The sequence below is a fragment of the Serratia sp. AXJ-M genome, assembly GCF_046531865.1.
Taxonomy (GTDB): domain Bacteria; phylum Pseudomonadota; class Gammaproteobacteria; order Enterobacterales; family Enterobacteriaceae; genus Serratia; species Serratia liquefaciens.
Genome location: NZ_CP059394.1, coordinates 2,564,259 through 2,586,038 on the forward strand (window position 1 = coordinate 2,564,259; position 21,780 = coordinate 2,586,038).

The window sequence follows — 21,780 nt, forward strand, 5'->3', positions numbered from 1 at the left end:
ATCCGCTTTCGGGTGCAAGGTCCGGAACCGGCCTTTCCTGCGCGTGGCCGAGAAAAGCATTACCCTTTGACTAATTGCTGAATGGGAGAATTGATATGGGTTACGTAACCACTAGCGATGGCGTTGACATTTTCTACAAGGACTGGGGACCAAAAGATGGAAAAGTCATCTTTTTCCATCATGGCTGGCCGCTGTCTAGCGATGATTGGGATGCCCAGATGCTGTTCTTCGTAAACCAAGGATTCCGCGTTGTTGCGCACGATCGACGTGGCCATGGTCGTTCCAGTCAAGTATCGGAAGGGCATGATATGGATCACTATGCGGACGACGTTGCTGCGGTAGTGAAACATTTGAGCGTGCAAGGTGCCATGCATGTGGGTCACTCAACGGGCGGGGGCGAGGTGGTGCGTTACATCACGCGTCATGGTGAGGATAAGGTATCGAAAGCCGTACTGATCAGTGCTGTGCCGCCGTTGATGGTGAAAACCGACAGTAATCCGCAAGGGACACCCAAATCGGTATTTGATGATTTCCAGGCGCAACTGGCCGCCAATCGGGCGCAGTTCTATTACGATGTTCCCGCGGGACCTTTCTACGGCTACAACCGGCCCGGCGCCAAGCCGTTGGATGCGGTCATCTGGAACTGGTGGCGGCAAGGCATGATGGGCGGCGCCAAGGCTCATTATGACGGCGTCGTCGCGTTCTCACAGACTGATTTCACCGACGATCTCAAGCGTATTTCCATCCCGGTTTTGGTGATCCACGGCGATGACGATCAAGTGGTTCCATACCAAGATTCAGGCGTGCTCTCGGCCAAGTTGGTCAAAAACGGTAAGCTTATTACCTACAAAGGTGCGCCGCACGGCATACCTACGACCCATGCTGATCGGGTCAACAGCGATCTACTGGCCTTTGTAAATAGCTGATGCGGGAAACACGGTTCTCGTGAAAAAAACAGGCTCCTGCTGGAGGGGCCTGTCGCCCGATATCACTTTGGCAGCGCCTACGAGTGGCAGGGGGAAAAAAGGTTGGAATGCAGTGACAATGTCACAATTATTGCGTTATGTTAAATAGAGTTTGAGAGGGGTTGAGTTCAAATGATAGTGATAACTGCATGTAAAACATGATGTTATTTTCTTTTTGTTAGAATGATGATTTACCGGATACTGAACTGAGATTTTTAGCGATGTCTAAGAAAGCATGGACAGCGCAGCGACAAATTATCCTGGTAAACAGCTCACCGGTGAGCGGATATCCGCGGGTTTTACTCATGGCATAATCGCTCATCATCAACGAGGAAGAGGATCTGTTTTACGTCAGGGCTACTGATTTGTGCTTTAATGCTGCCCAACTCAGGGTGAATATGCAGATATATTGGTCGATTTAATGCCAGTTAAACAGTGCATTTTGGTGAAATCTGCAAGGGAAATGCTGCCAGGTTTTCTCAGATTTCGCGTAGCGCGATCAAAATAAAACAGGGAAAAAGGATGATGTTTAAGAAAGGCAGGCCGAAAATGCTTTTTCGCAGGGAGAACACTACTGCAAGGGGAGCAATCCGCCATGGTGGTGAGTACCGCTGGCAGCGCCATAAGAAACACGCGATTGATGAGAACTTACCGATGCGAGAAGGCATGCACGGCAGAATGCAACAAGGTATTGATTACAACGCCGTTGTTCAAATTTTTGCTGCGTAACGTTGGGCAACCGTGGATTGATGTGCATCGTGAAGCAATAAGTCGACTGGATAAGGAAGAGCCGATTTTTTATTTGGTTGCATTACAGCGTAAAAATTGGAGCAGCTACGTACGTTATGGCGAATCGAGTTACTACAGCGGGCTTTGCATCGATGAGCAAGGATTGCTGCAGAAGGTTAATCCTGAATTCACTGCAGAAGACGTCCCGGTTCGATGCCGTTGTTGTACGTATACCTTTAATGGTGAACGAGTGCCTGTAACTGAAAAGAACTGGCTAAAACCTTACGAAAAGGAAAACTGGGAATGATGATGAAAGAACAGGTTCTACAGAAAGAAAACCCTTGGGGGCGGGTAGTCAGGTTAAGGGTTCAGCTATCTTAATATGCAATTTAACATAATATACATTATGCGCACCCAAGTAACTCTACGTAGAATCTGAGCTTTTGGGCTTTACCATGGCCTTTTATTCATATCCCGTTTTCCCGATGCTTTACGCTTAATGCCATGCTGATTCAAACACTCAATGTTTCATCCGGAATCTCTCCGCTATGAAAACCAAATTCACACTGAGTTCTTCTCACCAGTTTTGTCACAGTGCATTAAAGCATTTCCCTTGTGCCGATGTTTTCCAGAACAGATAACCTTCTTCAAGCACAGGATTATGGCAGTTCTCATCTTGGTGATCGTACATCGCAAATTGTGGCCTAATGACATCCATGGCCGGTGCACTAATATGAAACAGGATCAGCGTTTGAACTCATACTGCGTATACAGCAATTCTGGGAAAGAAACATCAACTCGCACCTCACTCACCGTGACATTGTCACCTTAACCAAACTGCTTTTATCTGGGCATATGCCCTGTAATCCCGATTCATTCAGCTTGCGCTTGGTGTCCTGCAGCGTTTCCCGCTGTTTACTCAGCGTCGCCATCATGCGATCAATCTCCTCAAGCCGCGCATCAAGCTTCTGCATAAGGCTGTCCTGGTACGCCATTCCTTCCAGCGACAGCACGCCGCGGATCGTATCCAGTGCAAAACCCAGATTTTGTCCGATCTGGATAAGATGCAAACGCTCCAGCGAGGTCTCGCTATAAACACGATATCCGTTGGCGCTGCGCGATGCCTTAGGCAGTAATCCCTGTTGCTCATAGTAACGTATTGCCGATGCGGCCAGACCCGAACGCTCTGCCAATTCCCCTATTTTCATTTCGCTTGACCTTAAAGTTAACTTTAATCTTAGTATACACGGGTTCTCTTGTTGATTAAGGATCCGCCATGATGTTCACCCCGCTTACCCTGCCTAACGGCAGCGTCCTTCCCAACCGCCTGGCAAAAGCCGCGATGGAAGAAAACATGGCCGACGTCGGCCAAGTGCCTGGCCCGGCATTGTATCGTTTATACCAGAGTTGGGCGCAAGGTGGTGTTGGCCTGATTATTACCGGTAACGTCATGATCGACAGTCGTGCAATGACGGGGCCCGGTGGCGTGGCTCTTGAGGCCAATACCCCACTTGCCCCCTTTACCGCTTGGGCCAAATCCGCACGCCAGAACGGTGCGCAGGTTTGGATGCAGATTAACCATCCTGGCCGCCAGGTCATGGCAAGTATGGGGGGCGAAGCCTGGGCACCGTCGGCCGTTCCCGTGGAAATGGGTAAGCACAGCAAGTTATTCGCACAACCGACGGCCATGAGCCAGGCGCAGATCGATGAGGTGATCGAACGTTTTGCTACCACCGCTTATGCTGCCGAACAGGCTGGATTTACTGGCGTACAAATCCACGCAGCACACGGCTATCTGCTCTCGCAATTTTTGTCTCCCTTGACCAATAGACGTAACGATCAATGGGGTGGCAGCCTGGCTAATCGTGCTCGCTTGCTGTTAGAGGTCGTGCGAGCAGTGCGTGAACGTGTCTCGCCAAGCTTTTGCGTTTCGATCAAGCTGAACTCGGCTGATTTTCAGCGCGGTGGCTTCTCTGAAGAAGATGCGCAACAAGTGATTTTGTTGCTGAATGAATTGCCAGTCGACCTGATTGAACTGTCAGGAGGCAGCTACGAAAGCCCAGCGATGCAGGGTAACGCCGCGGATGGACGCACATTGGCGCGCGAAGCCTATTTTTTGGAGTTTGCCCGCGATCTTGCCGCCGTCGCCCACATGCCGGTGATGACAACGGGAGGTATCGCCCGTAAGTCCGTGGCGCAGCAGGTGTTGGATAGCGGTGTCGCCGTGGCGGGTATAGCAACAGCCATGGCACAGGTTCCTGACCTGCCGCTCCAGTGGAAAGCCGGTAATGAACCTTATGCGCTGCCAAAACCGGTAACATGGGAAAATAAAACCATGGCAGGCTTGGCACGAATGGCTTTGGTCACTCGCCGCTTACGCGCACTGGGCGAAGGGCGTACTCGCGCCAGCCGTTATTCCCCCCTGTTTACATTAATCATCAACCAGTTACGTACCAAGCGCATCACCCGTCGTTATCGTCAATGGCGCCAGCAGCGGGCCTAAGCCATCTCGTTACGTGCGCCCTGTCAGCAAAAATAAACTGCATAAAATTCGATCGCTTTGCCCTGCTTATCGGGTGAAGCGTAGAGTTACCCTCTCTGTGAGGCGGCAATGGCAATCGTAAGCCATGGAAAGTACTCGCTCACGATTGCCGCAAAAGGATTGGCTTAGATTTAGATAATGTATGAAAGTAAAAAAGTCATCCCTAAAGCCAGCACCGAAGCGATAAAGGTTGCCGTGGTGTAGTACTTGAACGTTTCATTGAGCGTTGCGCCGCAATACTGTTTCACCAGCCAGAACAATGAATCGGTCACTATGGTGCAACCGATAGCGCCAGAGCCTATGGCAATGGTCACGATCTCCGGGCTGACGTCAGGATAGAGCGCTAACATTGGTGCGACAATGGCCGTTGCTCCCATCATGGCAACGGTGGCGGAGCCCACTGCCGCATGAAGAATAAGCGCGACTAACCATGCCAACAAGATCGGATGCATATGCAGGTTGGAAAGCATTAACGCCAGGGTGTCCGCTAAGCCGCTGCTCTTCAATATGCTGTTGAAGGCCCCGCCCGCGCCGATGATCAACAAGATATTGGCTATAGAAGCAAAACCCGTTTCCGTGTGGCGCAACAGCGTACTCATCCCCATATGACGGCGGATGCCCAGAACGTAATAGGCCACAAACACGGCAATGAACATGGCGATAATCGGGTTGCCGATAAACTCCATCAGGCCAAACAGACGCCCTTCTTTAGCCAGGTTCAACTCCGCTACCGTCTTCACCAACATCAGCACAATCGGCAATAGCACCGTAAACAACGTTGCCCGCAGCGAAGGCAGCTCATGTTCTTCTCGTACGGTCAGATTGGAAAATTCTGGCGGTACCGGCTTAAACGGCAAGCGTTTCCCCAGTATTTTCAAGAACAACGGCCCGCCGACCAGAGACGCCGTTAAACCGACGAGAAGTCCGTAAACAATCACCGTTCCTACGTCTGCACCCAGTTTATTGGTCACAAACAGCGCCGCAGGATGTGGAGGAACGACGCAATGCACTGCCATCAATGCAGTACAAAGCGGTATGGCCAGTTTAAGCAGCGAGGTGCCGGTTTTTCTGGCGATGGAAAAAGCCAATGGAATCAATAACACCACGCCCACTTCGACAAACAGTGTGATGCCGCAAACCAAGCCTACCAATACCATAATGACATCGACGGAAAGCCAGCGGCAGCGCTGCAGCGCGATACCAATGCGTTCTGCCGCACCGGAAACCTCCATCATCTTGCCAAGAATGGTGCCCAGCCCAATCACCGCGGCCAGGAATCCTAGCGTGCTGCCAATGCCATTTTCTATGGCATTGACCATATCAATCGGGCCCATCCCCATCATGCCACCGACAAAAAAGCTCGCTAACAACAACGCTAAAAAAGGATGAAACTTGAACTTTACGATGGTCAAAATGATGAGTGCAATACTGGCGATCAGCGTGCCGGCAACCCAAATGTGTGAATCCATGGCCCATATCCCCTGTCATTGAATTGTCTTTATTGGACAGGAAAACGACGATCGGTGACAAACGATAAAAATCTCACCTCACATGAGTAAAACAGAATCAAACGAGTGACTTGCGCCAAGAAATGGTGCAATTTAGCGACATGCATCAACTTTACTCACCAAACTGATGCGTAAAATACAGTTTTTTTACTTTCAGGGGGAAATATGTCGGGGAACCATCTGCTAACGGGTCAGCACCGATCGCTTAATGGCTGGCAGCTATCACGGCTGTTTACATTTGAAGTGGCGGCTAGACACGAGTCTTTCGCCATGGCGGCGGATGAACTGTCGGTGAGCCCCAGTGCGGTAAGCCATACCATTAATCAACTGGAAGCAAATCTCGGCTTAAAGTTGTTTATTCGTTCTCATCGGAAAGTTGAACTCACCGCTGAAGGTGAACGGGTTTTTTGGGCGTTAAAAACATCATTGGGTACCCTGAACCAGGAAATATTGGATATCAAGAACCAGGCGCTGTCAGGCTCCCTGACGGTTTACTCCCGGCCGTCGATCGCCCAGTGTTGGATCGTGCCGGCCCTGGCCGATTTTTCTCGCCGTTATCCCGCCATCAACCTGACTATTCTGACTGGCAATGAAAACGTCAATTTCCAGCGGGCAGGCATTGATCTGGCCGTTTATTTTGATGCGACTCCCTCATCACAGCTTCATTACCAATACCTGATGGATGAGGCAATTATTCCCGTATGCAGCCCGGAATATGCAGCCCAATTTGAGCTGGTCAATTTTCCCGGCAACCTCTCACACTGCACCCTGCTCCACGATCGTCAGGCCTGGAGCTATGATTCTGGTACGGATGAATGGCACAGCTGGGCTCAACATTTCGGTGTCAATCTGGATACCTCGCCGGGAATAGGATTCGATCGTTCCGATCTGGCCGTCACTGCGGCAGTGAACCACGTTGGCGTTGCCATGGGCCGTAAGCGACTTATCCGCAAGCAACTCAGTACCGGCGAGCTGGTTGCGCCATTGCCCAAAATGGAGCTGAAATGCGATCAGCACTATTATGTATCAACGCTTTCCGACCGCCAGTGGCCAAAAATTGATGCCTTCATCGTTTGGTTAAAATCGCTAGGTGAATTGCCGTTGGAATGACCAATATCAATTCACCCAGCGCCTGGAATTCCTTATTATCCCGCTGAAAAGAGCAACAGCGATTGTGGCAAAAAAATCAGCCAAGCGGGATATATCACCACTCTTGCTGTTAGTATTATTAATTCCACGCGCTCACAATATATCCAAACAGTTAAAATGGTTGATAACGTGAACCAAACGGCAATTTCTTTTATCAATAACCCAACCATGTAGAAAATGTTTTAACATTTGCAGCATAAAACAGTACAATTCCGTCCGTTAATTTTGCACTGTTTTAGGATATATGTGTCGTTAATTCGGACTGCCACATCGCGAAGCCATCTCCCGGCCTGTCTGGGGATTTTTGCGATCCTGATGTTGTTCATCGCCCCGGTGATCTCTCGATCGCTGGAGCATGCGCGCGTGGGGCAATCTGAAACGGTCGCAATGACAGACTGCGGCATGGATATGTCTGCACATGGCCATCATCCGCCGCCAGAGCCTGGCGCACAAAGTATGACGATGACCATGCAGACCGGCAGCCATAATATGGCGATGATGATGGATGACAGCGCCTGTGGTTACTGTGTATTGCTGATCCATGTCCCCTTGTTAGACTTGGCCAGTTCACCGCTATTCTGGTCTGGTTCGCTGTTGTCGCGCGCCCCTCCGCTGCATTATATCTTCCCGCTATTCGCCCATGTGATCCACTCCGAGTCCCAACCTCGCGCTCCACCAGCATCGCTTCCGCTGATTTAAAAATAAATAGACTGCAGCCAAATTATTCCTGTTGAGACTATTCAACCGGGCGGGTTATTTACGCCTGTCGGAATTCCCCACTGCACTCAATAAACATCGCAACCCTGTTGGCATTATTCTCACGCCAAACCGGGCCAAAGCTTATTAACGGCGGCATGATGCTCCGGGTTTCACTGCGCCTAAATAACCGGCTGTTGCGATGTAAAAGTATTTTTAGCGTCAAAATTGACATTAAGGAACGATGATGTTCGGAAAAACCAACAATTATAAGAAGCGCCCTCTCTCCCTGCATATTACTGCGGCTATGCCGCTGTTTGTCCTGGCGGGCTTCAATGCTCATGCTGCACAACAGCACCAGCATGAAGTAGCGGTAAAGGCCAATGATGGCGACGTGATCACCGTCACCGCACCGCTCTATTCGCCGATGACGATAGTGACCTCACCGAAAACCCCTCGCCAGCCAGTGCCTGCCAGCGACGGTTCTGATTATCTGAAAACTATCCCAGGTTTCTCACAGATCCGTAATGGCGGCACCAATGGCGACCCGGTGTTTCGCGGCATGTTTGGATCCAGGCTGAAAATTTTGACCGACGGTGGCGAAATGTTGGGTGCCTGTCCTTCACGAATGGACGCGCCGACTTCCTATATTTCACCAGAAAGTTATGACCTGTTGACGATTACCAAGGGGCCGCAAACGGTGCTTTGGGGCGCAGGATCCTCTGCCGGTACGGTGCGCTTTGAACGAGAGCGTCCGCAGTTTGATAAACCAGGCATCAAAGGCAACGCCAGCATGCTGGCCGGTTCCAACGGCCGTTGGGATGAAAACATTGATGCCAGCCTGGGCGGTGAACAAGGTTATCTGCGCCTGATGGGCAATAAATCACGCTCTCATGATTACCAGGACGGCAATGGCGATCGCGTGCCCTCTCGCTGGGACAAATGGAATGGCGATCTGGCACTGGGTTGGACTCCGGACACCGATACCCTGCTGGAAGTGACCATGGGCCGGGGTAATGGTGAAGCGCGCTATGCCGGGCGCAGCATGGATGGTTCGCAGTTCAAGCGCGAAAGTCTGGGCATGCGGGTAGAAAAATCCAATATTGGCGAGGTGTTCGACAAGCTGGAAGCCCAGGTGTATTACAACTACGCCAACCATATTATGGATAACACCACCCTGCGTTCACCCGGCCAAGGCGGCATGGCGATGGGACACATGGGCATGGGGATGCCTATGCACGCCGGCATGACCATGCAGTTGGATCGTCGCACCGTCGGCGGTCGAGTGATGGGTACCTGGCTGTGGCAAGATTTTAAGTTGGAAAGCGGTATGGATACGCAGACCAACACGCATCGCAACAAACGGGGTAACGCCTGGCAAGAGGATGCGCAGTTCCATAACTACGGTGCCTTTGGTGAACTGACCTGGAGCGCGACCGAACAGAGCAAGATCATCAGCGGTGCTCGCCTCGATCGTACCCTGGTGGATAACTACAAAACTGGCAACGATACTGAGCGTTCCGATACGCTGCCTAGCGGATTTAGCCGTATTGAGCACACATTGGCCGGCATGCCGTTGATGCTGTACGCAGGGATCGGCTATACCGAGCGTTTCCCCGACTATTGGGAGCTGTTCTCCCCGACATTTGGGCCTGGCGGCAACAAGAGTGCGTTTGACAGCGTGAAGAGTGAAAAAACCACGCAGATCGATATCGGTGCTCAATATACCGATAAGCGATTTAACAGCTGGGTATCGGCGTATGTTGGCCATGTGAATGACTTTATCTTGTTCAAATACGATCCGCATCACGCCCGTATCAGCCAGGCCGATAACGTTAACGCCACCATCATGGGCGGTGAAATGGGTATGGGTTACCAGTTGACCGAACACTGGAAGACCGATGCCAGCCTGGCTTATGCCTGGGGAAAAAACACCAGCGACAACCAGCCGTTGCCGCAAATCCCACCGCTGGAGGCTCGCTTTGGTTTGACCTACGAACGAGGCGACTGGAGCAGCACCGGCCTGTGGCGTGTGGTCAGCAGCCAGCACCGCGTAGCCATCAATCAGGGCAACGTGGTCGGTAAAGACTTTGCCGACAGCCCGGGTTTTGGCGTGCTGTCCGCCAATGTGGCTTATAAGGTGAACTCGCACGTCAAGCTCAGCACCGGCCTGGATAACATTCTCAATAAAACCTACAGCGAACACCTGAATCTGGCAGGTAACAGTACCTTCGGCTATTCGTCGAATACGTCGGTCAATGAACCGGGCCGCACCCTGTGGGCCAAGGTGAATGTCACCTTCTAACCAGGTGCTATGGGGCGGTGTATGCATGCCACCGCCCCATGTTTGTTATTGCTCCGCGCGCTGATTTTGTTATTCACGGGCAATTTGCTGAAATACAGCCGCCCACATGCCTGAAACCGTGCAGATATCTTTATGCAACCGACGAGACTATATGCTCTCGCAGCCATTGATGCGCCGGATCGCGATGGGCACGCTCATGCCATAGCATGGTCATCTCGAAGCCCGGCAGCTCGACGGGCGGCTCCACCACCTGCAACGCGCTATTATTGCGTACCAGACGTGACGGCAGCATGGCCACCAGCTCTGAGGTTGCCAACACCGACATCACAAACAGAAAATGCGGTACGGAAAGCACCACTCGCCGGGTCAAACCGGCTTCCGCCAACACTTTGTCGGTGATGCCGAAAAAGCCCCCGCCGTCCGGCGAAACCATCACATGTTCCAGCTCACAAAACTCAGCCAGTGAAGGTGGTTTTTGCAAGCCTGGGTGTCCGGCTCGTCCCACCAGCACGTAGCGTTCGCTAAACAAAATTCGTTGTCGCAAATGGGCTGGAGCCCCTTCACGGGTATGAAAGGCCAAATCTATCTCACCCTGCTCCGCCTGCCTGGCGATGCGTGAAGGCACTGTCTCGATCACTGCCAGTCTGCTGTTCGGTGCCGCAGCCCGCAGGCCCATCAACGCCGGCTGAACAATGGTTGACTCGCCATAGTCAAAAGCCGCTACGCGCCAGGTATTTTCAGCCACTTTGGGATCAAAGGGCGATGAAGGTGACACCGCTTGTTCCAGTGCTTCAAGTGCCTGCCGCAGCGGTTCACGTAACTCGTCGCCGCGTGCGGTGGGCCGCATTCCTCGTGGCCCCGGCAACAGCAGCGGATCGTTAAAGATGTCTCTGAGTTTGGCGAGATGCACACTGACCGCAGGTTGTGAGAAGTTTAAACGTTGTGCCGCCCGGGTAACGTTGTGCTCTGAAAGCAAGGCGTCCAGCGTGACCAGCAGGTTAAGATCCAGACGTCTGATATTATTCATGCTAATACCTGTAATATTAGAAATTCATTTCTAATATACCTTGCAGCAGCCTAACCTGCCTCCATCAATCAATGGAGGTTCCACAATGAACGTTTTAATCGTCTACGCCCACCCTGAACCGCAGTCATTAAATGGTTCACTCAAGGATTTTTCAGTACAGCGGCTCGAAGCTGCCGGCCATGCGGTGCAAGTTTCCGATCTGTATGTCATGCAATGGAAAGCGACGCTCGACGCCAATGACAGTACGGCCCAACCCGGTAATCGTTTCAATCCGTCGCTCGATTCCCAGCAGGCTTTTGCTCAGGGGTTACAGAGCAAAGATATTGAACTGGAACAGGAAAAGCTGCTGTGGGCCGATACGGTGATCTTGCAGTTCCCGCTGTGGTGGTTTTCGATGCCGGCGATCCTTAAAGGCTGGGTTGAACGCGTCTATGCCTACGGATTTGCCTATGGCGTCGGCGAACACTCTGACGTCCGTTGGGGGGATCGTTATGGTGAAGGTACCCTCGCCGGTAAACGCGCGATGCTGATTGTCACTACCGGCGGATGGGAGTCGCACTATGCGCAACGCGGCATCAATGGCCCGATCGATGACATTCTGTTCCCTATTCAACATGGCATCCTGCATTATCCCGGTTTCGAGGTGCTGCCGCCCTTTGTTCTTTATCGCACTGGGCGGGTCGATGAAGCGCGCTTTGCCGAGGCTTGTAACGCACTGGGGCAACGCCTCGATGAATTGGAGCAAACCTCGCCTATTCCCTTCCGTAGGCAGAATGCGGGCGAGTACGAGATCCCGGCATTGACGCTGAAACCCGATATTGCTCCCGGACGTAAGGGCTTTAGCGCGCATATTGAATAATTAATGGAACCTTCTTCCAACCCACGGTATTGGCCGACGCCAATGAACAGATGCGGTTGGCGCATGAAGAAACTTTCGGGCCGCTGGCAGCCTGCTTCCGTTTCCATACCGAAGAGGAAGTGATTCGCCGGGCTAACGACACGCCTTTCGGATTGGCCGCCTACCTCTACACTCGCGATCTGGCGCGTGCATTCCGTGTCACGCGCCAGTTGGAAAGCGGTATGGTGGGCATCAATGAGGGCATTATCTCGACTGAAGTGGCGCCCTTTGGCGGTGTCAAAGAGTCTGGCCTGGGCCGTGAGGGCGCGGATGTGGGGCTCGAGGAGTATCTCGAGACCCAGTATGTCAATTTGGGGCAACTGGGCGGCGAATAAATAGCTGTTCGGTCATCAATTGCCCCCACTGTGTGCCCGGCTGCTCTTCTGCAAGCACGAAACCGACGCTTTCATAAAGATGCCGGGCCGCATCCAGCCCTTTGAAGGTCCACAGATGGGTTTCGTCAAAGGCATGCTCATCGCAAAAACTGACCGCCCGGTTCAGCAACTGGCGGCCAATACCGCTGCCACGCAGGCTGTCATCGATAATAAATGCGCGCAAGTGAGCACGGTTGTCCCCCAAGCTTTCACCATCAATCGATACAGAGCCGACAATGCGATCGCCCTTCAGCGCGGACCAGGTCTGGTTTAATGGATTCGACAAACGCCCGGCCAGATCGGCCAATGCCGCGCCCACCGTAGCTTCGAAGAAGGCGCCGAAACCCACGGTGCGGGAATAGTATTGCATGTGCATTTCCAGCGTTCTGGCGGTGAACCCCGGCAGATAGCCGCTGACAATCTCGATGGGCGCTGCAGCAACCGGCGTTTCTCCCAGGCGATGTGCTCGCAACGCTGTGGCATAGCTCTGCAGCCCATTGGCGATGCTGACGCTGGCGTCTGCCGGCAACTGCTCCAGCGCGGTAAGCACCTGACGATCGGCAAAACGATTGATGCCCGCCAGGGTTTCTCGTCCTTGCGCCGTCAGCCGCAGGATCTTCTCTCTGGCATCTCGCGGGCTGACCTGCGTTTCCAGCTCCCCGGCTTTGATCAGCTTGTTCAACATGCGGCTGACGCTGGATTTCTCCAGGTTAAGTACATTGCAAAGCTCGGCGGCGGTATCAACCTGGCGATCGCCTATTTCAATCAACGCATGCACCGCCGATGGCGGCAGTTCGGTTCCTGCCAGGGTATTGCCCATAAAGCCGAGCTCACGCACCAAATGGCGCGACGCATCCCTGATCGGGTGTAAATACGGACTTGGTTGGGTGGTTGACATGATCGGCACTCTGATATGGTTGTATTGTACAACCATATCAGAGTTATTCAGCAGTGCAAAGGGGCATGAGTCTTACAAGACAGCGGCCCGTCAACAGGCACGCTCAGGTTTTTTAGGCGCTCTCGCCCTTTTTTAACTCTTTCAGGTACTTGTAAACCGTGGCGCGGCCGAGGGATAACACGTTGGCGATATAGTCGGCGGCGCTTTTGGCTTTAAACGCCCCTTCGTTATACAGGTCAATCACCAACTGCTTTTTCTGTTCACGGCTCAATGAACCCAATGAAGCGTTTTGCTGGCGGATCCACTCGTGCAGGAAGGTATTGATCTTCTCCTGCCAGTCGTCTTTGAATAACTGCTGTGGCTGAGGCTGCAAACGGGTGACCGACAGGAACATATCCAGCGCATTTCTGGCGTCTTCAAATGTCGCGGTGCTCAAATTAATGCACAGCAGGTAGCGGGGAACGCCCTGTTCGTCTTTCGCGGCAATGCTCACCGAACGCATTTTCTTGCCGTCCCAGTTGAGTTTCTCGTACGGCCCGGTCACCTGACCTTCGCTGTCGATGTCAAAATCCTCCAAACCGGCATCGTCACCCGGTTTGCGTTTCGACAGATTATTGGCGAGGTACGCCACCTTATTGGTAGAGAGATCGTGTATCACCACTTCCACATTGGGAAAAAACAGCGCTGCAATGCCGTCGGCAACCGACTGCAATAATTCTAATTGGGACGTGGTTTTCAGCACTCTGCTGTTACTCCATAGCGATAAGGCATGATGATATTGGCCAGTTTTCATCATTGGGTCAGCCGCTTAGCATACCTCAGTTGCCCCGCAATGCCGAGCGGGAGAACGGCTAACCGCCCTCCCGAGACTGGCTTATTCCGCCTCGCGCCGGCTTTGGTAAAACACATAGTCTTCCTGAGCCACGCTGTCTTTGATTCTAAAGCGCCAAACGATTGCCAGGGTGATAAACCACAGCGGCATGCTGCACAACGCTATCAGAGTATCGCGATCAAAGATCATCAGCACCAACGTGAAGGCAAAGAACGCCAATGTCAGCCAGGTCATTATCACCCCACCCGGCATTTTGAACAGCGAACGTGCATGCAGGTCGGGCCGCTGTTTGCGGTAAACCAGATAGGCCGCCAGGATCATGCCCCAGCTGTAAACCACCAGTATCGCCGCCACGGTAGACACGATAGTAAATAGCGTCATGACGTTCGGCATCAGGATCAGCAACATCGTCCCCACTACCATGCAAAAGCACGAGAACATCAGGCTGCGGATCGGAATGGCGGTAGTGCGCGAAAGTATCTTGAACTGCCCATGGGCATGCTTCTCCATCGACAAGCCATACAGCATACGGGTACTGGAATAGACGCCACTGTTGGCTGAGGACATCGCCGAAGTCAGCGCCACAAAGTTGATGACCGCAGCGGCAGCAGGTAACCCCGCCTGATCGAACAGCATCACAAACGGGCTGCTGTCCGGTGAAATATGGCTCCATGAGGTTACGGCGATGATCGCCAGCATGGAGAACACATAAAAGATGATGATCCGCACCGGGATAACGTTAATCGCCTTCGGCAGTACTTTGTGTGGATCTTTGGTTTCAGCCGACATGGTGCCCAACAGCTCAATACCGGTGCAGGAAAAGATGGCGATCTGGAAGCCGGCAAAGAAACCAAGAATGCCGTGCGGCATGAAAATAGCAGGATCGGTGATGTTGTTCACCGAGGCTTTAACCCCGTCCGGCGAAGTCCAGCCAATAAACACCATCCAGGCCCCGGTGACGATCAACGCGATAATGGCGATCACCTTGATGATGGCAAACCAAAACTCCGCTTCGCCAAACATCTTCACCGACAGCATATTGAACAGGCACAACAGCCCTAAGGTCAGTAAAGCCGGTAGCCAGGGCGAAACCTCGGGGTACCAGTACTGTATGTAGCCGCCGCAGACCACCACGTCGGCAATGCACGTCACCACCCAGCTCAGCCAATAGGACCACCCCAGAAAGAAGCTGGCTTTCGGCCCCAGGTATTCGGAAACGAAATCGGCAAACGAGCGGTAGTCGAGCTTGGTCAGCAACAGCTCCCCCATCGCTCGCATCACCATAAACATAAAGAAGCCGACAATCACATAGGTCAACACAATAGAGGTGCCGGAAAGCGCGATGGTTTTACCCGATCCCATAAATAAGCCAGTCCCAATGGCGCCGCCGATGGAAATCAGTTGAATATGGCGCTCGCTGAGTCCGCGTTGCAATGTTTGGGCGCAGTCAGGCCCCTCGGTTGAAGAAGCCTTCAACCGATGTTGCTTACTTTTTGTCATGGTGTTACCTGTCCGTCATTAAGGCGATTAAGCAGCGGACAGCCGCTGCTGCAGGAGTGAAACGCATTGCGCGTTGTACCGGCAAAAAAATTCAGGCAAAACGATACCGTCCCTTTGTTAAAGGGAAGTTAAAAAATGTACGCATCAGAAAACGGCTGTTCGAGCTGCGCGCTAGCCCACATTTAGCATGCGAAGCATGAGCGTGGAGGGTGATTCATTTATTATCAGTCGGTTATGATTATTTTTGTTCAAGAATAAAACGCTGACAACGTCGATTTAACATGAATTTAACTCTGGCGTCAGGAAACGGCATTGTCAACACGACACTTAAATAAAATGAAACTTTTTGATCACATTCAAGCTTCTGAAAAATAGATAAAAACGGGTTTTATGCATTTTTTATGCATAAACCATGAGTAGCTCCCGCAACCACCGTACAAAAGTAATTAACTATTCATTTTTACGCCGTCAAACCGGCTTGAAAGCGGCCTGTGGCCCGATGAGTGGGGGCTAACAAGCCGCGTTTTTAATGGTAAATTTAGCGTCGCAAAAGTGTTATGCACTTAGTAATCCACGGTTAAACAAAATAAATACCTATATATAAAAAGGTTGGTTATGGAAAAGCTATCCTACGCTTCAGAAAGCAGCACAACGGCCTGGGCCACCTATCTGCAACAAATCGACCGCGTTGCACCTTATCTCGGTGAGCTGTCGCGTTGGGTTGATACCCTGCGTCACCCTAAGCGTGCGCTGATCGTTGATATTCCTCTGCAGATGGACGACGGTTCAATCCGCCACTTCGAAGGTTTCCGCGTTCAGCACAACCTGTCGCGCGGCCCGGGTAAAGGCGGCATCCGTTACCACCCAGATGTTGATCTCGATGAGGTTATGGCGCTGTCAGCCTGGATGACCATCAAATGTGCGGCAGTTAACCTGCCTTACGGTGGCGCCAAGGGGGGGATCCGCGTCGATCCTTTCAAACTGTCTGAAGGCGAGCTGGAAAGATTGACCCGCCGCTACACCAGCGAAATCGGCTTTATCATCGGGCCACAGAAAGATATTCCCGCACCGGACGTCGGCACCAACTCCAAAGTGATGGCCTGGATGATGGATACCTACTCCATGAACCACGGCACTACCATCACCGGCGTTGTCACCGGTAAGCCTATCCACCTGGGCGGCTCTCTGGGCCGTGAAAAAGCGACCGGCCGTGGCGTGTTCGTGACCGGTTGTGAAGTGGCCAAACGTTTGGGCGTACAGCTTGAAGGTGCCAAAGTGGCGGTACAGGGCTTTGGTAACGTGGGCAGCGAAGCGGCTCGTCTGTTCGTCGGCATCGGCGCACGCGTAGTCGTGATCCAGGACCACTCAGCGACCCTGTCCAACCCAGACGGCATCGACCTGAACGCATTGACCGAATGGCAAGCCAAGAACAAGCAGATCGCTGGCTTCCCTGGCGCTAAAGAAATCGAAAGCGAAGCTTTCTGGTCCGTCGACATGGACATCCTGATCCCAGCCGCCCTGGAAGGTCAGATCACCCGTCAACGTGCAGAAATCCTCAGCGCCAAGCTGGTACTGGAAGGGGCAAACGGCCCAACCTACCCAGATGCGGACGACGTTCTGCGTTCACGCAACATCACCGTAGTGCCTGACGTTATCTGTAACGCCGGCGGCGTGACCGTCAGTTACTTCGAGTGGGTGCAGGACATGGCCAGCTACTTCTGGAGCGAAAGCGAAATCAACGAGCGTATGGACAAGATCATGACCGACGCTATGGTTCACGTTTGGAACAAGTCCGAAGAGAAGAAATGCAGCCTGCGCACCGCGGCCTATATCGTCGCCTGTGAGCGTATCCTGACCGCACGTAAAGAGCGTGGCATTTACCCAGGTTAATGCGTTATCCATCCCGGCTTGCACTGCAGGCCGGGATCATTTCAAAATATCCCCTTCTAACGCAGCAACCTTTTCAACACCTTTCCGGTGCTGGTCATCGGTAACCGCTCGACAAACTCCACGATACGCGGGTATTTAAACGCCGCCAGTCGCTCTTTGGTCCAGATAATCAAGGCTTCTTCCGTTACCGCCTCGTCTAGATCTTTCAACACCACCACCGCTTTAATTTCCTCTCCCAGCGATGGATGTGGCACCCCGATCACCGCCACCAACGAAACCGCCGGGTGGCGAATCATCAGTTCTTCCACTTCTCGCGGATAAACGTTAAAGCCGCCCCGGATAATTACGTCTTTCGACCTGTCGACAATAAAATAAAAACCGTCGGCGTCGCACCGTGCCAGATCGCCGGTTCTAAACCAGCCGTTTTCCAGAACCTCGGCCGTGGCCTCCGGGCGATTAAGATAACCTTTCATCACGTTGTGACCGCGCACCGCTAACTCACCGACCTGATCGATCTCCGTTATCGTTTTGCCGGTGACATCAACCAGCCGGACTTCAACGCCCCAGATCGGTTGGCCGATAGACCCCACTTTGTTGACGCGTCCTGGGTGATTGAAGGTAGCGACCGGGCTGGTTTCCGACAGCCCGTAGCCCTCCAGAATGTTAACGCCGAAACGACGGGCAAAATCTTCAATGATTTGCACCGGCAAACTGGCCCCGCCGGAGACCGCCATGCGTAAATTTTTGCGCAACAGCGACAGATCTACGCTGTCGTCCAGCGCATTCAGCAGTGCCCAATACATGGTAGGTACGCCGGCGAAAAAAGTGATGGCGTGCTTTTGCATCAGCGAGATAGCCAGCTTTGCATCAAAACGGGGCACCAGCACCAGCGTTGCTCCCAAGGCGAAGCCGGCATTCATCTGGACGGTTGAGCCGAAAGTATGGAACAGCGGCAGCGTTACCAAATGGCGATCGGGGCGTTCAACCGAGCTATTGAATAACTGCACCGAACCCAGCGCATTCAGCACCAGGTTGGAATGGGTCAACTCCGCCCCTTTGGCACGGCCGGTGGTTCCGCTGGTGTAGAGGATCACTGCGGTGTCGGACTCCAGGGTGCTGGCGCTGTCAAAATCGGTAGGTTGCTGGCGAATGGCCTGGCTGAAGCGGTCACCGCTCAGCGGCAGGCTGTCACCGATAATAATAAAGTCGCGGCACGATTGCATGGCATCGAACGCGATTTTTGCCTCTTCCCCCAAGGTTAATCCATGGCCCCCTTCAAAACAAAAGAAGGCCACCGCCTGCGAATCCTGCAGGTAGTATTCAAACTCCCCCGCCTTCAGCAAGGTATTTAACGGCACCACCACCGCACCCGTTTTGAGAATGCCGAAGTAAATCGCCGGAAACTCCCAACGGTTTGGGCAGGCCAACGCCACCCGCTCCCCCGGTTTCACGCCCCGAACCCTCAGCAGATGGGCAACCTGATTGGCGAGCTGATCGAGTTCGCCATAGCTAAGCTGGAATTCGTCCTGAACCAGCGCCAGACGATTGGGGAAAGTACGCGCACTCTCTTCAAGCAATGTGGCCAAATTAAGCATATGGGGGTCTCATGAGCAGAAACCGGGAAGCCCGGTGAGTCGATAATTGAGATACTGCGCCACCTCATTGAGGTTGATCTCCCTGAACCGCCTCCGGCGGTAAAATCAGTATAGATGCACCTACGCCAGAAGCAGGTTCGCGTTCCACACACCGGTAGGCTATATGTTAGGGATTATTCCTCCCGGAGATCCCCGTATGAGCAAGAAAAAGATCCTGATGCTGGTTGGTGATTACGCTGAAGATTATGAAACCATGGTGCCCTTTCAGGCATTGCAGATGATTGGCCATCAGGTGGACGCCGTCTGCCCGGACAAGGCCAAGGGTGATTACATCATGACGGCAATCCATGATTTCGACGGCGCGCAGACCTACAGTGAAAAACCTGGCCACCGTTTCACCCTGAATGCCGACTTTGCCGCGGCAAAAGAAGAAGACTACGACGCGCTGTTGATCCCCGGCGGCAGAGCGCCCGAGTATCTGCGCCTGAACCCGCAGGTGATCAAGCTGGTGCAGGCTTTTGACGCCGCACGCAAACCCATCGCCGCGGTGTGTCACGGCCCGCAGCTGTTGGCCGCCGCCGGGGTGTTGAAAGGCAGAACCTGCAGCGCCTATCCGGCCTGCGCCCCGGAAGTGCAGCTGGCCGGTGGCCACTTTGCGGATATCGGTATCGATCAGGCCCATATTGACGGCAATCTGGTGACCGCCCCAGCCTGGCCGGCGCATCCACAATGGCTGGCGAAATTTGCCGAGTTACTGGCACAATAACTCCGTTAAAAGGCCCGCAATTTCTTTGCGGGCCTGAAACTGCATTCGGCGCGATGAGTTAACTCATCCAATATTGGGAATATCGCGATATCATTTTAATTGTTCAATCAGAAAGTGGATGTCGTAAAGCCAGCGTTTGGCCCGTGCGGATCGCACCAGCATATAAACATACAATGGCCGGATCCTTTCCATTTCAAGATCCCAGTGATTCGCGCGACGATTTGATGAGGAGAACAATAACGCCGACTTTGACTCCTGACGAAAATACAGCTCATGATTGTAATTGCTGCTGTCGATGAGAAAGGCGTCGAAATAGCCACGCATCAGCGTTTCCGACATTGGCAAGGAGAGGTGCAGCTCTTTGTTTATTTCCGTATTGAGAGTAACGGCAACCCCCTTTTTAAGCAGGCTGGGCGAATTATAGCGATCAATCACTGAAATGACCTGTTGCTGAATATCACTTTCCATTTCAACCTCAATATATTTGGCCGCGGGGATGATGCGATATTATTCAGACCCTGCTGATTGTGGCGAGTTCTCCATCGTCTGGTCATTTTCCCTTTCTTTACACTTCCACCACAGAATGAATATAAAAAAACGCAGCGCGCTATCATCACACTGCGTTATTTAATTATTGCCTGGGCTAAATCTTATTGGGTTAAAGATCTATTGTTGGCAACCACGCCATCGCCCTGCTTTTCTGCCGCGATGCCCCCACCCAGCACTTTATACAGAGTAATCAGGTTTTGATATTCGGTTTGGCGAGCAGCAATCAGCGACTGCTGGGCGGTATATAGCGTTCGCTGCGCGTCCAACATCACCAGATAGGTATCCACGCCATGGCGGTAGCGCAGCTCCGCCAGGCGATAATATTCCTTCGAGGCCGCCACATAGCCGGTTTGCGCCGCTAACTGTTCCTGAATTGTGCCCCTGCGTGCCAACGCATCGGCCGTTTCCTGGAATGCCGTCTGCACCGCTTTTTCATAGGTGGCGACGTAGAGGTCTTTCTGCGCCTTGGTGTAATTCAACTGCGCCGTATTATAGCCACCGGTAAAGATCGGCAGGCTGATGCTCGGTGCGAACGACCAAACGCCCGCCCCCTGACTAAACAGGGATGACAGTTCTCCACTGCCCACCCCGCCGCTGGCGGTCAGGCTGATAGACGGGAAGAACGCCGCTCTGGCGGAACCGATATTGGCATTGGCAGCCTTCAGGTTATGCTCGGCCTCCAGCACGTCCGGACGGTTCAGCAGCACCTGCGACGACACATTGGCCGGTATATCTTTCATGATGCCAGACAACGCTTCGATCCCATCAGGCAACAGGCTCTCCGGCACGCTTTGCCCGACCACCAGATCCAGCGCGTTTTTCGCCTGCGCCGCGCTGGTGGTGTAGCTGGCCACGTCTGAACGCGCCTGCTGATAGACCGTCTCGGCCGACGCCACGTCAACCATCGACAAAATACCGTTTTGCTGATTCTTGCGCGTTACCGCCAACGACTGTTTGGCACTTTCCATGGTGCCTTTGGCGGCGGCCAGATTGCTGCGTGCGGCCGCCACATTTACCCAGTCGGTCACGGTGTCGGCAATCAGTGCCAAACGGGTACTTTTCGCCGCTTCGGACTCCGCCAAATAGCTCTCGAATTTAGCGCGAGTCAGGCTGCGATTTTTGCCAAACAGATCCAGCTCGAAAGAACTGGTGCTTGCCGTCGCTTCGTAACTTTGGCTGATCGCCGTGGCATTGCCACTACCGGTCAATGCCCGGCCACGACTGCCGTCCACTCCGGCATTGATGGTAGGAAACAGATCGGCACGTTGCTCACCGTAGAGCGCCCGGGCAGATTCGATGTTGGCAATGGCCTCGCGCAAATCGCGACTGCTGCTCAGCCCCATCTCCACCACCTGCCGTAACCGGCTATCGACCACATAGTCACGCCATGGGATGTCCGGATAGCTTAATGACAATTTACCCGAGGGCGCAGTATAAGCGGCCCCTTGCGGCAGCGTTGAGGGCACCGGCGCCTGCGGGCGTTGATAATCCGGATCCAGCGAGATACACCCCGCCAGCACCAGCGGAAAGGTCAAAGTGATTAAACGTTGCAGCACG

General features: G+C 53.1%; 19 protein-coding genes and 1 pseudogene. 11 read left to right on the top strand and 9 right to left on the bottom strand.

All coding sequences use genetic code 11. From position 1 onward, the window contains the following. Window positions 1-95 precede the first annotated feature (95 nt). The 3 genes from H0S68_RS12050 (at window position 96) to H0S68_RS12060 (ending at window position 2,001) form a co-directional block, all read left to right on the top strand. On the top strand, window positions 96-926 hold the full coding sequence (locus H0S68_RS12050; protein WP_020826925.1) for an alpha/beta fold hydrolase: 831 nt from the start codon (window positions 96-98) through the stop codon (window positions 924-926). Between the two features lie 561 nt (window positions 927-1,487). Then, on the top strand, window positions 1,488-1,694 hold the full coding sequence (locus H0S68_RS12055) for a hypothetical protein (RefSeq protein ID WP_410529429.1): 207 nt from the start codon (window positions 1,488-1,490) through the stop codon (window positions 1,692-1,694). Window positions 1,695-1,716: 22 nt separating this feature from the next. Then, the gene (locus H0S68_RS12060) at window positions 1,717-2,001 is read left to right on the top strand and encodes a hypothetical protein (protein WP_242501578.1); all 285 of its coding nucleotides are present in this window, start codon (window positions 1,717-1,719) and stop codon (window positions 1,999-2,001) included. 502 nt (window positions 2,002-2,503) lie between these two features. Here the strand turns inward: H0S68_RS12060 and H0S68_RS12065 are convergent. Then, window positions 2,504-2,902, bottom strand: a complete 399-nt coding sequence (locus tag H0S68_RS12065) for a MerR family transcriptional regulator (protein WP_122079367.1) — start codon at window positions 2,900-2,902, stop codon at window positions 2,504-2,506. A gap of 68 nt (window positions 2,903-2,970) precedes the next feature. Between H0S68_RS12065 and H0S68_RS12070 the strand changes: the two genes are divergently transcribed. Next, a complete protein-coding gene (locus H0S68_RS12070) occupies window positions 2,971-4,197 on the top strand; it encodes an NADH:flavin oxidoreductase/NADH oxidase family protein (protein ID WP_236591416.1) in 1,227 nt (408 codons plus the stop codon). Between the two features lie 170 nt (window positions 4,198-4,367). On the opposite strand, the gene dsdX is transcribed toward H0S68_RS12070, so the two are convergent. Continuing rightward, complete coding sequence (gene dsdX, locus H0S68_RS12075) at window positions 4,368-5,705, bottom strand: D-serine transporter DsdX (RefSeq protein ID WP_258089664.1); 1,338 nt, start codon at window positions 5,703-5,705, stop codon at window positions 4,368-4,370. 204 nt (window positions 5,706-5,909) lie between these two features. Between dsdX and dsdC the strand changes: the two genes are divergently transcribed. From dsdC to H0S68_RS12090, 3 genes are all read left to right on the top strand, one after another. After that, window positions 5,910-6,854 carry a DNA-binding transcriptional regulator DsdC gene (gene dsdC / locus H0S68_RS12080; RefSeq protein WP_046373530.1) on the top strand — a complete coding sequence of 315 codons (945 nt, stop codon included), beginning with the start codon at window positions 5,910-5,912 and terminating at the stop codon, window positions 6,852-6,854. A gap of 354 nt (window positions 6,855-7,208) precedes the next feature. Next, entirely contained in the window at window positions 7,209-7,592 is a 384-nt protein-coding gene (locus tag H0S68_RS12085; RefSeq protein ID WP_232807747.1) for a DUF2946 domain-containing protein, read from the top strand. A 241-nt stretch (window positions 7,593-7,833) separates the two neighbouring features. Further along, a complete protein-coding gene (locus H0S68_RS12090) occupies window positions 7,834-9,894 on the top strand; it encodes a TonB-dependent copper receptor (RefSeq protein WP_185959394.1) in 2,061 nt (686 codons plus the stop codon). A 130-nt stretch (window positions 9,895-10,024) separates the two neighbouring features. On the opposite strand, the gene H0S68_RS12095 is transcribed toward H0S68_RS12090, so the two are convergent. Beyond that, window positions 10,025-10,921, bottom strand: a complete 897-nt coding sequence (locus H0S68_RS12095) for a LysR family transcriptional regulator (RefSeq protein WP_259218712.1) — start codon at window positions 10,919-10,921, stop codon at window positions 10,025-10,027. Between the two features lie 85 nt (window positions 10,922-11,006). On the opposite strand from H0S68_RS12095, the gene H0S68_RS12100 reads away from it, so the two are divergent. Both H0S68_RS12100 and H0S68_RS12105 read left to right on the top strand, forming a co-directional pair. Next, window positions 11,007-11,780 (top strand): NAD(P)H-dependent oxidoreductase, encoded by a 774-nt coding sequence (locus H0S68_RS12100; protein WP_410529430.1) that lies wholly within the window; start codon window positions 11,007-11,009, stop codon window positions 11,778-11,780. Next, window positions 11,780-12,154: pseudogene (locus H0S68_RS12105) on the top strand (aldehyde dehydrogenase family protein); the annotation flags it as partial. The gene H0S68_RS12100 and the pseudogene H0S68_RS12105, both read left to right, overlap by 1 nt. On the opposite strand, the gene H0S68_RS12110 reads toward H0S68_RS12105, so the two are convergent. The 3 genes from H0S68_RS12110 to H0S68_RS12120 all read right to left on the bottom strand — a co-directional run bounded on the left by H0S68_RS12110 (window position 12,126) and on the right by H0S68_RS12120 (window position 15,423). Beyond that, window positions 12,126-13,091 carry a helix-turn-helix domain-containing GNAT family N-acetyltransferase gene (locus tag H0S68_RS12110; RefSeq protein WP_259218708.1) on the bottom strand — a complete coding sequence of 322 codons (966 nt, stop codon included), beginning with the start codon at window positions 13,089-13,091 and terminating at the stop codon, window positions 12,126-12,128. The pseudogene H0S68_RS12105 and the gene H0S68_RS12110 overlap by 29 nt on opposite strands. Before the next feature lie 112 nt (window positions 13,092-13,203). Next, on the bottom strand, window positions 13,204-13,833 hold the full coding sequence (locus H0S68_RS12115) for a transcriptional regulator (protein ID WP_020826941.1): 630 nt from the start codon (window positions 13,831-13,833) through the stop codon (window positions 13,204-13,206). Window positions 13,834-13,965: 132 nt separating this feature from the next. After that, complete coding sequence (locus H0S68_RS12120; protein WP_410529431.1) at window positions 13,966-15,423, bottom strand: amino acid permease; 1,458 nt, start codon at window positions 15,421-15,423, stop codon at window positions 13,966-13,968. Window positions 15,424-16,038: 615 nt separating this feature from the next. On the opposite strand from H0S68_RS12120, the gene H0S68_RS12125 reads away from it, so the two are divergent. Then, window positions 16,039-17,313 (top strand): Glu/Leu/Phe/Val family dehydrogenase, encoded by a 1,275-nt coding sequence (locus H0S68_RS12125; RefSeq protein WP_020826943.1) that lies wholly within the window; start codon window positions 16,039-16,041, stop codon window positions 17,311-17,313. 56 nt (window positions 17,314-17,369) lie between these two features. Here the strand turns inward: H0S68_RS12125 and H0S68_RS12130 are convergent, their stop codons facing one another. Beyond that, a complete protein-coding gene (locus tag H0S68_RS12130) occupies window positions 17,370-18,908 on the bottom strand; it encodes a long-chain-fatty-acid--CoA ligase (protein WP_410529432.1) in 1,539 nt (512 codons plus the stop codon). Window positions 18,909-19,104: 196 nt separating this feature from the next. Between H0S68_RS12130 and H0S68_RS12135 the strand changes: the two genes are divergently transcribed. After that, a complete protein-coding gene (locus H0S68_RS12135) occupies window positions 19,105-19,674 on the top strand; it encodes a DJ-1/PfpI family protein (protein WP_115058795.1) in 570 nt (189 codons plus the stop codon). 90 nt (window positions 19,675-19,764) lie between these two features. Here H0S68_RS12135 and H0S68_RS12140 read toward each other — a convergent pair whose 3' ends face one another. Together H0S68_RS12140 and H0S68_RS12145 are read right to left on the bottom strand one after the other, a co-directional pair. Next, a complete protein-coding gene (locus H0S68_RS12140; RefSeq protein WP_020826946.1) occupies window positions 19,765-20,142 on the bottom strand; it encodes a DUF1493 family protein in 378 nt (125 codons plus the stop codon). A 182-nt stretch (window positions 20,143-20,324) separates the two neighbouring features. Further along, window positions 20,325-21,779 carry an efflux transporter outer membrane subunit gene (locus tag H0S68_RS12145; protein WP_410529433.1) on the bottom strand — a complete coding sequence of 485 codons (1,455 nt, stop codon included), beginning with the start codon at window positions 21,777-21,779 and terminating at the stop codon, window positions 20,325-20,327. Window position 21,780 lies beyond the last annotated feature (1 nt).